The sequence below is a fragment of the Humibacter ginsengiterrae genome (genome assembly GCF_054780115.1).
This window is the reverse complement of the sequence record NZ_BAAGWY010000006.1, coordinates 189993-204893: the sequence shown is the minus strand read 5'-3', so window position 1 is coordinate 204893 and position 14901 is coordinate 189993. Positions and strand designations below refer to the sequence as shown.

The 14901-nt window shown below is 67.2% G+C and carries 11 protein-coding genes; 6 read left to right on the top strand and 5 right to left on the bottom strand.

Annotation, left to right across the window (positions count from 1 at the left end):
* Positions 1 to 2 precede the first annotated feature (2 nt).
* From ACYVII_RS09730 to ACYVII_RS09720, 3 genes are read right to left on the bottom strand one after another with little or no spacing between them, the layout of a single operon-like run.
* Entirely contained in the window at positions 3 to 257 is a 255-nt protein-coding gene (locus ACYVII_RS09730; RefSeq protein WP_460534360.1) for a Smr/MutS family protein, read from the bottom strand.
* A gap of 55 nt (positions 258 to 312) precedes the next feature.
* The gene (locus ACYVII_RS09725; RefSeq protein ID WP_460534358.1) at positions 313 to 984 is read right to left on the bottom strand and encodes an ABC transporter ATP-binding protein; all 672 of its coding nucleotides are present in this window, start codon (positions 982 to 984) and stop codon (positions 313 to 315) included.
* Between the two features lie 58 nt (positions 985 to 1042).
* The gene (locus ACYVII_RS09720) at positions 1043 to 2602 is read right to left on the bottom strand and encodes an ABC transporter permease (protein WP_460534356.1); all 1560 of its coding nucleotides are present in this window, start codon (positions 2600 to 2602) and stop codon (positions 1043 to 1045) included.
* A gap of 228 nt (positions 2603 to 2830) precedes the next feature.
* On the opposite strand from ACYVII_RS09720, the gene ACYVII_RS09715 reads away from it, so the two are divergent.
* Complete coding sequence (locus ACYVII_RS09715; protein ID WP_460534354.1) at positions 2831 to 3595, top strand: response regulator transcription factor; 765 nt, start codon at positions 2831 to 2833, stop codon at positions 3593 to 3595.
* A gap of 35 nt (positions 3596 to 3630) precedes the next feature.
* Entirely contained in the window at positions 3631 to 5433 is a 1803-nt protein-coding gene (locus ACYVII_RS09710; protein ID WP_460534352.1) for a sensor histidine kinase, read from the top strand.
* Positions 5434 to 5486: 53 nt separating this feature from the next.
* Here the strand turns inward: ACYVII_RS09710 and ACYVII_RS09705 are convergent, their stop codons facing one another.
* The gene (locus ACYVII_RS09705; protein WP_460534350.1) at positions 5487 to 7145 is read right to left on the bottom strand and encodes an HNH endonuclease signature motif containing protein; all 1659 of its coding nucleotides are present in this window, start codon (positions 7143 to 7145) and stop codon (positions 5487 to 5489) included.
* Between the two features lie 252 nt (positions 7146 to 7397).
* Here ACYVII_RS09705 and ACYVII_RS09700 point away from each other — a divergent pair, with 252 nt between their 5' ends.
* Positions 7398 to 8249 (top strand): NAD-dependent epimerase/dehydratase family protein, encoded by an 852-nt coding sequence (locus tag ACYVII_RS09700; protein ID WP_460534348.1) that lies wholly within the window; start codon positions 7398 to 7400, stop codon positions 8247 to 8249.
* A gap of 6 nt (positions 8250 to 8255) precedes the next feature.
* Here ACYVII_RS09700 and ACYVII_RS09695 read toward each other — a convergent pair whose 3' ends face one another.
* Complete coding sequence (locus tag ACYVII_RS09695) at positions 8256 to 8633, bottom strand: SANT/Myb-like DNA-binding domain-containing protein (RefSeq protein ID WP_460534346.1); 378 nt, start codon at positions 8631 to 8633, stop codon at positions 8256 to 8258.
* Positions 8634 to 8783: 150 nt separating this feature from the next.
* Between ACYVII_RS09695 and ACYVII_RS09690 the strand changes: the two genes are divergently transcribed.
* Genes ACYVII_RS09690 through narJ form a run of 3 tightly spaced genes read left to right on the top strand, consistent with a single transcriptional unit; the run spans position 8784 to position 14901 of the window.
* Positions 8784 to 12500 (top strand): nitrate reductase subunit alpha, encoded by a 3717-nt coding sequence (locus tag ACYVII_RS09690; protein ID WP_460534344.1) that lies wholly within the window; start codon positions 8784 to 8786, stop codon positions 12498 to 12500.
* Positions 12500 to 14209, top strand: coding sequence for a nitrate reductase subunit beta (gene narH, locus ACYVII_RS09685; RefSeq protein ID WP_460534343.1), 1710 nt, complete (start codon positions 12500 to 12502; stop codon positions 14207 to 14209). The genes ACYVII_RS09690 and narH overlap by 1 nt, the downstream gene beginning before the upstream one ends.
* The gene (narJ, locus tag ACYVII_RS09680) at positions 14206 to 14901 is read left to right on the top strand and encodes a nitrate reductase molybdenum cofactor assembly chaperone (RefSeq protein ID WP_460534341.1); all 696 of its coding nucleotides are present in this window, start codon (positions 14206 to 14208) and stop codon (positions 14899 to 14901) included. The genes narH and narJ overlap by 4 nt, the downstream gene beginning before the upstream one ends.

Genomic DNA, 14901 nt, shown 5'->3' with positions numbered 1-14901 from the left:
CCTCACTTGAACCGGAAGTGCACGAAGATGCGCCCGAAGTTGTCGGAATCCTTCTCCACGCGGTGGTAGAGCGCCTTGATCTCCTTCTGATCCAGAAAGCGCAGCACCCGCTTCTTCAGCTGACCCGACCCCTTGCCAGGGATGATCTCGACGAGCGTCGCCTTCTTCTCGATGGCCTCGTCGATGATCCCCCGCAGCGCGCGATCGATCTCGCCGCCGCGGTTGTAGATGTCGTGCAGGTCGAGCTTCAGCTTCACGGGCGCCACCTCCACCACATGCAGTCACGGTACGCCCTGCGCTGAGCGGGCGGTGCTACGCGACCTCCTTCACCTTGCCCTGCTTGATGTGCAGGCGCCGCTGGGCGCGTCGAGCCACCGCCGAGTCGTGCGTGACGATCACCAGGGTGAGACCGCGGTCGCGCCAGAGGCCCTCGAGCAGGTCCATGATCTCGTCGCGCGTCTCCTCATCGAGGTTGCCGGTGGGCTCGTCGGCCAGCAGCACCTCGGGCTCCTTCACGAGCGCACGCGCGATGGCGACGCGCTGCTGCTGACCGCCGGAGAGCTCGGCCGGCCGGTGGTCGCCCCGGTCGCCGAGCCCGACGGACTCCAGCGCCTTGGTCGCCCGATCCCGCCGCTCCGCTGCCGGAACTCCGAGGGGCACAAGAGCTGTCTCCACGTTCTCCAGCGCCGTCAGCGTCGGGATGAGGTTGAACCCCTGGAAGACGAAGCCGATCTCCTTGCCGCGGATGCCGGTGAGCTTGCCATCTCCGAGCTTGCCCAGGCTCGACTGCTCGAGCTCCACGGTTCCCGACGTCGGCCGGTCGAGTGCGCCGAGCATCTGCAGCAGCGTGGACTTGCCGCCTCCCGTGGGGCCCTGGATCGCGACGAGCTGCCCGTCCGGAATGTCCAGCGTGACGTCGTTCAGCGCCGTCACCTTGCGCCCCTTGCCGGGGTACTCCTTCGTCACGTTCTTCAGCGTGTACATGTGCGTTCCTTCGGTTGTCAGACGTCTTCGACGGATGCTCGTGGCTGCTTGACCATGCTCACTGCACCGACCGCAGAGCCTCGGCCGGACGCAGGCGCGAGGCGCGCCATCCGCCGATCGCGCCGGCGAGCAGGCCGCCGAGAATGGCGAGGCCGACCGCGATCACGATGATCCAGACGGTGATGGGTGCGGACAGATCCACCTGCGTGCTCGAGGAGGCGGCGGCTCGCGCGGCGCCGCCGAACCCGCCTCCGAAGCCGCGTCCACCGAATCCGCCGCTCGTCGAGCCGGTGGAGGTGGATCCGCTGCCCGTACCGCCGAATGCGCGCCGGGCGCCCGCCGCGAGCGCACCGCCGAACCCGCCTCGCGAGACGCCGCCGGTGAGCGTCGGGGAGATCACGTTGACGACGAGCACACCGATCAGCCCGATCGCGATTCCGGCGATCCCGCCGATCACGCCCTGCACCACGGACTCGCCTGCGACCTGGCCCACGATGCGGCGGTTCGACCATCCGATCGCCTTCAGGGTGCCGAACTCGCGGGTGCGTCGCGTGACGCCGGAGATCGTGAACAGGATCGCGATCAGGAACGCCGCCGCGAGCACGATGACCGAGAGCCAGGTTCCGAGGTTGGAGACCAGCTGGCTGGCGCTGCCGAGCGATCCGGAGACGTTCGAGGCGAGATCCGCCTGGGTCGACACCGTGGTTCCGGGGAGCACCTTCTGCAGTGATGTCTTCAGCGAGTCCACATCGGCGGCCGACGTCGCGGTCACGTAGATCGTCGAGACCTTGCCGGACTCACTGGAGAGCGACTGCGCGACATCCAGCGGAACGTAGACATTCGAGGCGGTCGCCGAATCGGAGCCGGTGGGCTTCACCGTGCCGACGATCTTGAAGTCCTTGCCGCCGATGCTGATCGTGTCACCCACGGAGAGGCTCTTCGTCTTCGCGTAGCTCGCGTCGAGCACCGCGACATCCTTGCCCTTGTCGGACGAGGTGAGTGTGCGACCCTTGCCGAGCGCCGTGGAGGCGACCGGACCGACCGCCTTGGCGCCCGGCGTGATCCCCATCACGCTGAACGAGTTGACCTGGAACGAGCTGCCGCCCTTGCCGTCTGAGCCGCCGGTGGCTCCGGATCCGCCGGTCGACCCGCTCTGCCGACCCTCCGCGCCACGCTGGCCGAAGTCGGGGAGCGTGCCCTTGAAGCTCGTGTTCTGGAGCGAGAGCACGGCGGATGCGCCGGCGACGCCCGACGTCTTCTGCACCTTCGCCAGCGCCGAGTCGCTCATGGTGTTCGTTCCGAAGCCGACGCTCAGCCGCGAGGAGTCCACCGTGCGACTGCCGTCGCTTGACTGCGCACCGGAGTTCGCGCCGAAGTCGAATCTCGGTCCCTGTGCCTGGCCGCTGCCAGCAGTCGGGGCGCTGACCGGCTTCGTGATGGTGACATCCGTCCCCACGCCATACACCGACTGCAGCACCTGAGCCTGCGCGTTCTTCACGCCGGCGGCCACCGAATTCACGATGATGACGAGCGCGATCGCCAGCGCCATCCCGATGGCGATGATGATGGTCTGTCTGCGGCGCCCGAGCAGCTCTCGGCGCAGGTAGGTTGCGAACATGGTTGTCCTCCGTGGGGTCTGGAGGAACCGTAGGCATCCGTATTGTGGCGTCGCTATGCCGAGGTTGTGCGTTCACCTTGCGACTGCGGGCCAGGCTGCGAAGGCTCGTGTACTGGCGGGTTGGTCCGTTCCCGGGCTGAGCGGTTCTTGAGAGCCGGATGGCTGACTCTCAGACTCCGCATAAGTGCAGCACAGTCGTCTCGGACGGTGCTCTCGATAATGGGAAGCATGTCCACCTCTCTCGCCAGCTCCGAGCGCGGCCAGCTTCGGTCCGCGCCGGCACCGTTGCACCACGCGGACGGCTCGCCGATCCGCATCCTCGTCGTCGACGACGAGCACACCCTCACCGACCTGCTGCAGATGGCCCTGCGCTACGAGGGCTGGGAGGTGAAGTCGGCCGCCAGCGGCCAGCAGGCGCTCACCGTGGCCCGCGAGTTCAACCCCGACGCGGTGGTGCTCGACATCATGCTCCCCGACATCGACGGCCTGCAGGTGATGGCGAGGATGCGCGAGAGCGGCGGAGAGACGCCGGTGCTGTTCCTGACGGCGAAGGACTCGCTGGACGACCGCATCGCCGGGCTGACCGCCGGCGGCGACGACTACGTGACGAAGCCGTTCAGTCTCGAGGAGCTCGTGGCAAGGCTCCGGTCGCTGCTGCGCCGCTCACGAGCCCTGATCGCGGACACACAAGACCCGCGCATCGTCGTCGGCGACCTCGTGCTCGACGAGGACTCCTACGAGGTCACCAGGGCGGGCGAGGGCATCTCGCTCACCGCGACCGAGTTCGAACTGCTGCGCTACCTGATGCGCAACCCGCGCCGCGTGCTGTCCAAAGCGCAGATTCTCGACCGGGTGTGGAGCTACGACTTCGGCGGAACCTCCAGCGTCGTCGAGCTGTACATCTCCTACCTGCGCAAGAAGATCGACGCGGGCCGTTCGCCGATGATCCACACGGTGCGCGGGGCAGGCTACATGATCAAGGCGGCGGAGTAGGTCCACCGCCTACCCGTTCCCGGCAGGAGCGAACCATGAGTACGACGGCCTCACCGGGTACGCCGAACCCGTATGCGGGCGGCGCTGCGGCGGGACCGAGCCGGGAACCTCGGGCGGGCGGATCGTGGTGGCGCAGGATGCTGCATCCGCTTCGCCGCACGACACTGCGCACCAAGCTCGTCTTCTCCGTGGTCGCGCTCGTCGCCGTGCTCGGCGTGGTGGTCAGCCTGGCGAGTGCGCTGTTCCTGCGCAGCTACCTCGTCGGACAGCTCGATCATCAGGTGGAGTACGCCGCGCAACGTGCATCCTTCGCCGCGCTGCGATCGCTCAGCGAACCCGGTGGAGTGACCGCGAAGCAGCTTCTCGGCGACGTGGTGAGCACGCCGGGCCTGAGCGCGGGAACCGTTGTTGCCGTTGTCAGCGATCAGGGCGACGTCAGCGCCGTCTACCTGAGCCCGCGCGATCCCACGGCACCTCAGCAGAAGACGTCGGGCAACGCGAATGCGAACATCGCGGCGATCGCACCCGGCAGCCACCCCGTAGACGTCGATCTGGGCGGCACGCTCGGGCAGTTCCGCATGGAGGCCGTCCAACTGCCGTCCGGAACGCTGGTCATCGGGCTGCCGTTGTCTGAGGTGAACGCGACGACCGCCCAGCTCCTCACGATCTTCTTGCTGGTCACCGCCGTCGCCATCGCGGTGGCCGGGGGATTGGGACTGCTCATCGTCGTGCTCGCGCTGCGCCCGCTCGACCGCGTGGCCGCCACCGCGACCGCAGTGTCGCGGCTTCCGCTCGACCGGGGCGAGGTGGCGCTCGGCGTGCGTGTGCCCGAGCAGGACACCGACCCGCATACCGAGGTGGGGCGCGTGGGAGCGGCATTCAATCACATGCTCGGGCACGTGGCATCCGCTCTGTCGTCGCGCCAGGCGAGTGAGAACAAGGTGCGGCAGTTCGTGGCGGATGCCTCGCACGAGTTGCGCACGCCGCTCGCCTCGATCCGTGGTTATGCCGAGCTCACGAGGCGGGCCCCGGAGCAGCTGCCCGCGGACACGGTTCGCGCGCTCGGCCGCATCGAGTCGGAGGCGGAGCGGATGACCGCGCTCGTCGAAGACCTGCTGCTGCTCGCACGCCTCGACGAGGGCCGTGAGCTCGACCACGATCCGGTCGACCTCTCACGCGTCGTCATCGACGCGGTCTCCGACGCACACGCCGCAGGCCGTGACCACAGCTGGACGGTCGACCTTCCGCCGGAACCGGTCACGGTGCTCGGCGACGCCCCGCGCATCTACGAGGTGATCGCGAATCTGCTCACCAACGCCAGGGTGCACACGCCGGAGGGAACGAGCGTCGCGACAGCGCTGACCGTGGATCGCGGGGCGCAGCGTTCGTTCGCCGTCGTGACGGTCACGGATGACGGCCCGGGCATCCCGGACGACCTGCAGTCCACGCTGTTCGAGCGGTTCGCGCGCGGAGACTCGTCGCGATCGCGGCACACCGGCTCGACCGGCCTCGGGCTTGCCATCGTGCGCGCCGTAGTGGAGGCGCAGGGTGGCACCGTAGAGGTGGAGAGCGAGCCGGGTGAGACCCGGTTCACGGTGCGGTTGCCGCTGGCTGAGACGTCCTCTGCGGGTGAGGCTGACTTCGAGGAACCACTGGCATCAGGTGATTGTCCAGATCCCGAGAAGCTGCTTGCGTCAGAGGATGACCAGAAGTCCGGAGAGTCGCTGGCGTCGGACGAGCAGGGCGCCAAAGAGTCGACGGCACCGGACGAGCAGTGCGTCAAAGAGTCGCCGGCACCGGACGACGAGCGCCGTGGGTTGAGCTCCGCCGCTGGTTGAGCTGAACCGGATGGTGCGCTCCACGCTCGGCCAGCGATCCACCGGCGCGGGCTTCACGTGCGGGTGGCGAAAGCAACGGGTGGTGGCGTTGTCGTTTGGCCAGGGGTTGTAGGACGCCGTCGCAGGCTTCGGCGTCGGTGGTGGATCCATCCGGCTGATTTCGAGTGGAGTTGGATCGGGACGCGTTCGGGGTCGATTGAGGCCGGTGGGATCAGCAGATATCTCGTTCCGGTCGGTGGGGTGTCTCGTTCGATCTTCCAGCCCTTGTTGTGGAGCAGGAGGTGGTGGAAGCGGCAGAGCAGCACGCCGTCTGCGACGTCGGTGCGGCCGTGGTCTTTGTGCCAGGTGATGGTGTGGTGGGCTTCGCAGGCCCAGGCCGGGCTGTCGCATTCCGGCCAGACGCATCCGCCGTCGCGGGCGCGGAGTACGGTGCGTTGCTTGGAGGTGAAGAGTCGTTGTTCGCGGCCGAGATCGAGCGGGTTTCCGCAGCTGTCGATGATCAGCGGCTGGGAACCGGCGTCGCAGAGCCGACTCTCAACGACGGCCAGGGGGATCGCGTCGTCGCTTCCTTCGAGGTGGCCGATGCCGCCGATACCCGATGGTGAGTCCTCGTCCCCGGCGACGAGGACGCGCACCGCGGGCCGATGTGTGCGGAACGTCGTCGAGTCATCGCACTCGGCCCCGCATCGCAGGATGTCGAGCATGGTGTCGAACGCGAGTTGCTCGTTCGTGCGCGGGTCGCTGACCACAGTGTTCGCCCAGGCTCGCTCGGCTTCGGAGACGAATCGTGGACCACCGCGGCGCGGGCTCAGCGCAATGTCCAGCAACTGCGTCACGAACACACCCGACTCATCGTCGAAGATCACATGGGCGGTCAGCTGGCCGTCGTTATTGCGACGCATGATCCACGAACGGTTGTCGTAACGCCGTTGCCAGCGCTCCTGCACGCCGGCCGGATCGACCTCGTCGCGCATCCGGCGCGCTGCACGGAACAGTTCATCGACGTGCGTCGTTCGTGCGTCGTTCACGAGTTCGGAGGCCGCCGCCCGGAGTGTTTCGGCCTCGCAGGTCGGGCTCGGTTCGCCGAGGCCGCGCACGATCGCATCGCCGGCAGCAGGCGTGATGGCGCCCGTTTCGACGGCGGAGGTCACAGGATGGCTCCAGGGCAGCACGACAACGTTCGGTGCGTCCGTGGCATCGGGGTCGTCCATGCCCGTGCCTGCTGCACGGCCGGAGTCGTTCACTGTCGGGGGATCGGCCAGCGAGCCGTCGTCGCCTGGGCCGGCGGGTGCGAGGCGAAGGAGCTGCTCTGCCGCGTCCGCCTCGCCCATCGCCGCGCCGAGCCGAACCTGGCGTGCGGCTTCGCCTCGGCTGGCGCCGGTTACCGACTGGACGAAGCGCACCGCGTTTCGATGCCCGTTCCGCTGCGCGAGTCCTGCCTGTCCTTGCGACCACTCGGATCGCTTCGCGGCGACCCCGGCGGCGACCGTGATGATCGTGTCGAACTCCGCGCGACCATGCGCGGCATCCGACATCAGCTGCGCGAGTGAGTCGTCATCCAGCGCCGTGACCTGCTGCACCAGCGAAGGCCGATTTGCATCGTTCTCTTCCCCGCCGGACTCTGACGTTCGACGCCCGTCCGCGGCCGAGCGCAGAAGAACGGAACACGCACGCTGCGTGGCTTCTTCCAGACGCTCCACCGTTGAGGACATGCGTCCATCCTACAGAACAAGATCGAACAGAACAACGAGTGTGGACAACGATCGGCCAGGATGAACTGTGGACGGAAAGTGACGCAATAAGGGCGTTAACCGAAGAATGAACCGAAGCTATATCCGAAACTAGAGCGACACTCGCGATAGAGATGGTGTGATTGCCCGTGCGGCAACGTACGGGTTCGCTCTGGCACCGGCGAATTCAATCAGCGGCACTGCGCGTGGGACCACGGTGCCAGAATGTCGCTCATGCGTATCGCTCTCACTGGTGGATCAGGCAAGCTCGGACGAACGGCGGTGCGCGTGCTTCGCGACGCCGGCCACGACGTCACGTCGTTCGATGTGACGGGCATTCGCGGCCCCGGCTTTCTGCAGGTGGATCTGACCGACTACGGCCAGGTGGTGGACGCGCTCGCCGGCGTGCACGAGGGTGCGAGGCAGCCCGGATACGACGCGATCGTGCACCTGGGCGCGATCCCGGCCCCCGGCATCCGCAGCGACGTCGCCACGTTCGAGAACAACATCCTGAGCACGTATCACGTGTTCCAGGCGGCACGCACGCTGGGCATCCGCAACGTCGTCTACGCGTCGAGCGAGACCGTCCTGGGCCTTCCGTTCGACGAGGATCCGCCCTACCTGCCGATCGACGAGGAGTATCCGGGACGTCCGGAGTCCACGTACTCGCTGGTCAAGCACCTCGAAGAGACGATGGCGCGGCAGTTCACCCGGTGGGATCCGACGCTGAAGATCATCGCCCTGCGGTTCTCCAACGTGATGGACCCGGAGGACTACGCTGCCTTCCCCGAGTACGACGCCGACCCGAAGAACAGGCGCTGGAACGCGTGGGGCTACATAGACGCGCGCGACGGCTCGCAGGCCATCCTGAAGGCACTGGAATCGGAGACACAAGGCTTCGACGTCTTCATCATCGCCGCGGCCGACACCGTGTCGAACCGACCCAACGCGGAGCTGGCCGCCGCGGAATTCGGTAGCGTTCCGGTCGCCCGGGATCTCGGCGACCATGACACCCTGCTCTCGATCGACAAGGCGCGGCGCCTGCTCGGCTACGATCCTCAGCACTCCTGGCGCGCCCACGTGTGACCTGTCCTAGTCGATCGGTCGCAGCTTTCCAATACGCGAACGAACGGCGCTGGCTTGACGTCCCAGGGTCGCCGCGATCTCCGAGTCCGGAATGCCGCTGTCGTGGAGCTGTAGCAGGCGGTCGTCTTCGGCGGGTGTCCAGCGTGCGTAGGCAGACGGATGTGTCTGCCGGATCTCCGCAACGGAGTACGCCTTTTCGTTCGCTGCGTCGCCATTGCCTCTCGTGTGCCGGGCGACGTCGAACTCAATGCTGCCGACGGCCGCGACGGGACGCCGTTCCAGCTCGGATTCGCCGTGGTAGAACACGACGTCGGGACCGTCGAATGTGAGGAGATCAGCGGCGACCACGATGGATCCCCCGCCTCGGAGGAGCACGCGGACCATAGGCATCCCTTTCGAATCTGTCGGGCATCTATTTTGACCCGCGCACGGTCCGAGCGCTCACGACGTCAGTCGGAAGAACAGACAGCGCACTCAGGGTGAACCGGGGCGCGGCCTCTGGAGGAGCGTGGCGTCCGGTCATAGTGTGGCGACATGAAAGCTTCACCAGCGCGGGTGGGGCTGGATGGGCCGGCGTCGGACGCGATGCTCAAGCTCGGCCAGTTCTTCACCAAGTGGGATGAGACGGACGACGGGCGAGCGGTCTTCCGCGAGGGCGGTCGCAGTGGCGACGTGTTCTACCGCGACAGGTGGAGCCACGACAAGGTGGTCCGCTCCACGCACGGCGTGAACTGTACGGGCTCCTGCTCATGGAAGATCTACGTCAAAGACGGCATCATCACGTGGGAGTCGCAGCAGACCGACTACCCCTCCGTCGGTCCGGACAGCCCGGAGTACGAGCCTCGCGGATGCCCGCGCGGCGCCGCGTTCTCCTGGTATACCTACTCGCCGACGCGGGTGCGCTTTCCCTACGGACGCGGCGTGCTGATCGAGATGTACCGCGAGGCGAAGACGCGGCTGGGCGATCCGGTGCTCGCCTGGGCCGACGTGGTGGGCGATCCGGAGAAGCGCCGCCGCTATCAGCGAGCCCGCGGTTCCGGCGGGCTCGTGCGCATGACGTGGCAGGAGGCGGTCGAGATCGCCGCCGCCGCGCACGTGCACACGATCAAGACGTACGGTCCCGATCGGGTGGCCGGCTTCTCGCCGATTCCCGCGATGTCGATCGTGTCGCACGCCATCGGCACCCGGTTCATCCAGCTCCTCGGCGGCGTGATGACATCGTTCTACGACTGGTACGCCGACCTGCCGGTCGCCAGCCCGCAGGTGTTCGGCGACCAGACCGACGTGCCGGAGTCAGGGGACTGGTGGGACTCGACCTACCTGATGATGTGGGGTTCGAACGTTCCCGTCACTCGAACCCCGGATGCGCACTGGATGACCGAGGTGCGTTACAAGGGCACGAAGGTGGTCTCGGTCAGCCCGGACTACGCCGACAACACGAAATTCGCCGACGAGTGGCTTCCGGCCCAAGCGGGCACGGATGCGGCGCTCGCGATGGCGATGGCGCACGTCATCCTCAAGGAGTTCTTCGTCGACCGCAGCGTGCCGTTCTTCACGGACTACGTGCGGCAGTACACGGATCTGCCGTTCCTGGTGACCCTCGAGCAGCGCGTCGACGGCTCCCTTGTGCCCGGCAAGTTCCTCACCGCCGCCGACCTGCCGGCGGAGGCCGGCGCCGAAGACGCCGCCTTCAAGACCGTGCTGTTCGACCGTGCAACGGCGCGACCGGTGGTGCCGAACGGATCGATGGGGTTCCGCTACAACGAGAGCGGCGCGGGCAAGTGGAACCTCGACCTGGCGGGCATCGACGCGACCCTCAGCATGGCTGACGCAAGCGGCCACGAAGTCGCGGAAGTGCTGCTGCCGTGTTTCGACGACCCGGCGGGCAAGGGTCGGGTGCTGCGTCGCGGCGTGCCCGCGCGAAGCATCGAGGGTCATCTCGTCACGACCGTGTTCGATCTCATGCTCGCGCAGTACGGCGTCGGCCGGCCGGGGCTGCCGGGCGATTGGGCCGCTGGGTACGACGACGCCGGAACCGCGTACACGCCGGCCTGGCAGGAGGAGATCACGAGCGTGCCGGCAGAGGCGTGCACCCGCATCGCCCGGGAGTTCGCGGAGAACGCCGAACGCTCCGGCGGTCGCTCGATGATCATCATGGGCTCGGGCATCTGCCAGTGGATCCACGGCGACGCCACGTATCGGGCTGTGCTCGCGATGCTCATGCTCACCGGGTGCATGGGCCGCAACGGCGGCGGCTGGGCGCACTACGTCGGTCAGGAGAAGATCCGCCCGCTGACCGGGTGGAACGGCCTGGCGAACGCACTCGACTGGAGCCGTCCACCGCGCACGACTCCGGGTACGACGTTCTGGTACATGCACACCGATCAGTGGCGGCAGGATGCTTACTCCGCCGACGCCCTCACCTCGCCGCTCTCTACGGGCAACCTCGACGGCATGCATACCGCCGACGCGGTGGCGCAGGCGGTGCGACTGGGATGGATGCCGTTCTACCCGCAGTTCGACCGCAATCCGCTCGATGTCGCCGACGATGCGGAGCGCGCGGTGGCGGCCGGAGAGGCGACGGATGCGGCCGCCTACGTTGCCGAAGAGCTGCAGAGCGGGCGCCTGGGCTCGGCGATCGAAGACGTGGATGCCCCTGAGAACTGGCCGCGCACGCTCATCCTCTGGCGCTCGAACCTCTTCGGTTCCTCCGCGAAGGGCAACGAGTACTTCCTGCGCAACCTGCTGGGCACTCACAACAACGTCATGGCAGACGACCCGGAAGGCGGCATCCGGCCGAGCGACGTGAAGTGGCACGAGGATGCGCCGGAGGGCAAGCTCGATCTGCTGGTCACCGCCGACTTCCGCATGACCTCAAGCACGCTGCTGTCGGACATCGTGTTCCCGGCGGCGACCTGGTATGAGAAGCACGATCTCTCGTCGACCGACATGCATCCGTTCGTGCACGCGTTCACCCCGGCGATCGACCCGCCCTGGCAGACCAAGTCGGACTTCGAGATGTTCCACCTGCTGGCGGCGGAGATCTCACGGCAGGCGAAGACGCATCTCGGCGTGCGGCGCGATCTCGTCACCGGGGCGATGCAGCACGACACGCCGGGTCAGCTCGCGCAGCCGGGAGGCGTGGTGCGCGATTGGCGGCAGAAGGGCATCCGCGGTGTTCCGGGCGAGAACATGCCGCTGGTGAGCATCGTGGAGCGCGACTACACCGCGATCGCGGAGAAGCTCGCCACCATCGGGCCGCTCGCCGACCGGCTCGGGTTCACGGTGAAGAACGTCACGTATGACGTGCAACGCGACGTCGAACGGCTTGCGCGTATGAACGGCGTGATGTCGCACGGGGCCGGTGCGGGCCGGCCCGCCATCGACACCGACGAGAAGTTCGCCGAAGCCGTCCTCAGCTTCTCCGGCACCACCAACGGGCGCTTGGCACTGCAGGGATTTCGCCAGCTCGAGAAGCGCACGGGGCGGCCGCTGGCGGATCTCGCCGAGGGGTCGGAGGAGAAGCGCATCACGTTCAAGGAGACGCAGGAGGGCCCCAAACCGGTGATCACCTCCCCCGAATGGTCGGGATCGGAGACCGGCGGCCGTCGCTACGCGCCGTTCACCGTCAACGTCGAACGGCTGAAGCCGTGGCACACGCTCACCGGGCGCATGCACTTCTTCCTCGATCACGACTGGATGCGGGATGTCGGCGAGTCGCTGCCGACGTACCGCCCGCCTCTGGACATGCAACGCCTCTACGGCGAGCCCGAGCTCGGACCCGACGGGTCGAAGGGGATCGTGGTGCGCTATCTGACGCCGCACTCGAAGTGGTCCATCCACTCCGAATACCAGGACAACCTGCTGATGCTCTCGCTCTCCCGCGGAGGGCCGACCGTGTGGATGAGCCCAGGGGACGCGGCATCGATCGACGTCGCCGACAACGACTGGGTCGAGTGCGTGAACAACAATGGCGTGTTCGTCTGCCGGGCGATAGTCAGCCACCGCATGCCCGACGGAGTGGTCTACGTGTACCACGCGCAGGAACGCACGATCGACGTGCCCAAATCGGAGGCGACCGGCCGGCGCGGTGGCATTCACAACTCCCCGACGAGGCTCCTGGTCAAGCCGACGCACCTGATCGGTGCATACGGGCAGCTCGCCTATGCGTTCAACTACCTCGGTCCGACAGGCAACCAGCGTGACAACGTCACGAGAATCCGTCGCCGCTGTCAGGAGGTGCAGTACTGATGCGTGTCATGGCTCAGATGAGCATGGTGATGAACCTCGACAAGTGCATCGGGTGCCATACCTGCTCCGTGACGTGCAAACAGGCGTGGACGAACCGGGCCGGCACCGAGTATGTGTGGTTCAACAACGTCGAGACCCGGCCGGGTCAGGGCTACCCGAGACGATACGAAGACCAGGAACGATGGCGTGGCGGCTGGCAGCTGAACCGGCGAGGCCGGCTGCAGTTGAGGACTGGCAGCAGGGCCAGGAGGATGCTCGGAATCTTCGCGAGCCCCGTGCAACCGGAACTGGCCGACTACTACGAGCCGTGGACGTACGAGTACAACAACCTGTTCGACGCGCCGCTGGGCGACGACTTCCCCGTAGCGAGGCCGAAGTCACTCATCACCGGCGAGAACACCAAGGTGACGTGGTCGGCGAACTGGGATGACGATCTCGGCGGCACGACGGAGAACGGGCACCTCGATCCGATCGTCGCGAAGGTGCGCAAGGAGTCCGAGGACCGGATCAAGTTCGAGTTCGAGCAGACGTTCATGTTCTACCTGCCACGCATCTGCGAGCACTGCCTCAACCCGTCGTGCATGGCGTCGTGCCCCTCTGGCGCCATCTACAAGCGTGTGGAAGACGGGATCGTGCTCGTCGACCAGGACCGGTGCAGGGGCTGGCGGCAGTGCATCACGGGATGCCCGTACAAGAAGATGTACTTCAACCACAAGACCGGCAAGGCCGAGAAGTGCACGTTCTGCTACCCGCGCGTCGAGGTGGGCCTGCCCACCGTCTGCTCGGAGACCTGCGTCGGCCGGCTGCGCTACCTCGGACTCTTCCTGTACGACGCGGACCGCGTCACCGAGGCGGCATCGGCTCGTGACGAGAAGGACCTGTACGAGTCGCAGCTCGACCTCCTGCTCGACCCGAACGACCCCGCGGTGATCGCAGCGGCCCGTGAGCAGGACATCCCCGAGGAGTGGATCGATGCGGCCCAGCGTTCGCCGGTGTACGCGCTGGCGAAGGTGTACAAGGTGGCGCTCCCGCTGCATCCGGAATATCGCACCATGCCGATGGTCTGGTACGTGCCGCCGCTGTCGCCCGTTGTCGATCTGCTGAAGGAGCAGGGCCACGACGCGGAGGACCACGGCAACCTCTTCGGGGCCATCGACGAGTTGCGCATCCCCGTCGAGTACCTGGCCGAGCTGTTCACCGCCGGGGACACGGAGCGGGTGGCTAACGTGCTCAAGAAGCTCGCTGCGATGCGTTCGTACATGCGCGACATCAGCATGGGCGAGACGCCGAACCCGGACATCCCGGCGGCCGTCGGCATGGACGAGTCGTCGATCTACGCCATGTACCGCCTGATGGCGATCGCGAAGTACAGCGAGCGGTATGTCATCCCGACAGCTCACGTCGAGCAGGCGCACGATCTGGAGGAGATGGGATGCTCGCTCGACTTCGACGGCGGCCCGGGCATGCAGGACTCACCGTTCGGTGAGGCCAGCGGCGCACCCACGCCGGTGGCCGTGGAGACGTTCCAAGCGCTGCAGCAGCGCCAGACGACGGACACCATGGCCGGCGGCGGGAGTCTGCGAGGACGGGTCAACCTGCTGAACTGGGACGGAAACGGGGTCCCGCGCGGCATGTTCCCGGATCGGCCAACGGCCACACCCCACGAGGCTCCGCCCTCGCCGGCCGACGAGGGAGGGGGCCGCGGATGACCGTCGCCCGGAGCGAGCGGACCCGCACGGAGCGCGGTCGCCTCGGACGGCGACGGGGGCCCGACGAGCACAACGATAAGCGCGTCCGCGTCGTGTATCTGGCCGCGGCATGGTGCTTGTCGTACCCGACGGAGGAGCTGCGCGAGCGTGTCCCGCTGATCCGTGCGGCGCTGACCGAGTTCCCCGGGGCCGAAACGCCGTTCGCGCTCGTACTGGATGCGCTGGAGAACGCGTCACTGGCCGAGATGCAGTCGCAGTACGTTCAGGAGTTCGATCTCAGCCGAAGGCACGCACTGCACCTCTCCTATTGGACGGATGGCGACACCCGGCGCCGGGGCGACGTTCTGGCCGACTTCAAGCAGACGTACCGGCAGCACGACGTGCTCGTCGACACGCACGGCGAGCTGCCGGACTACCTGCCCATGGTGCTCGAGTTCGCGGCCACCGTAGACCTCGACGACGGGCGGGAGCTTCTGATCCGGTTTCGCCCTAGCCTCGAGCTGCTGCGACTGGCGCTCGTGGATGCCGCACTGCCGCATGCCGGAGCGGTCGCGGCGGTCTGCGACACGCTGCCCGGCGAATCGCCCGCGGACCGCAACGCGGTGATGAAGCTCGCCGGATACGGGCCTCCGACCGAGTCGGTCGGGTTGGAGCCGTACGACCCGCGGCTGCTGCCGTTGAGAGGGGTGTGA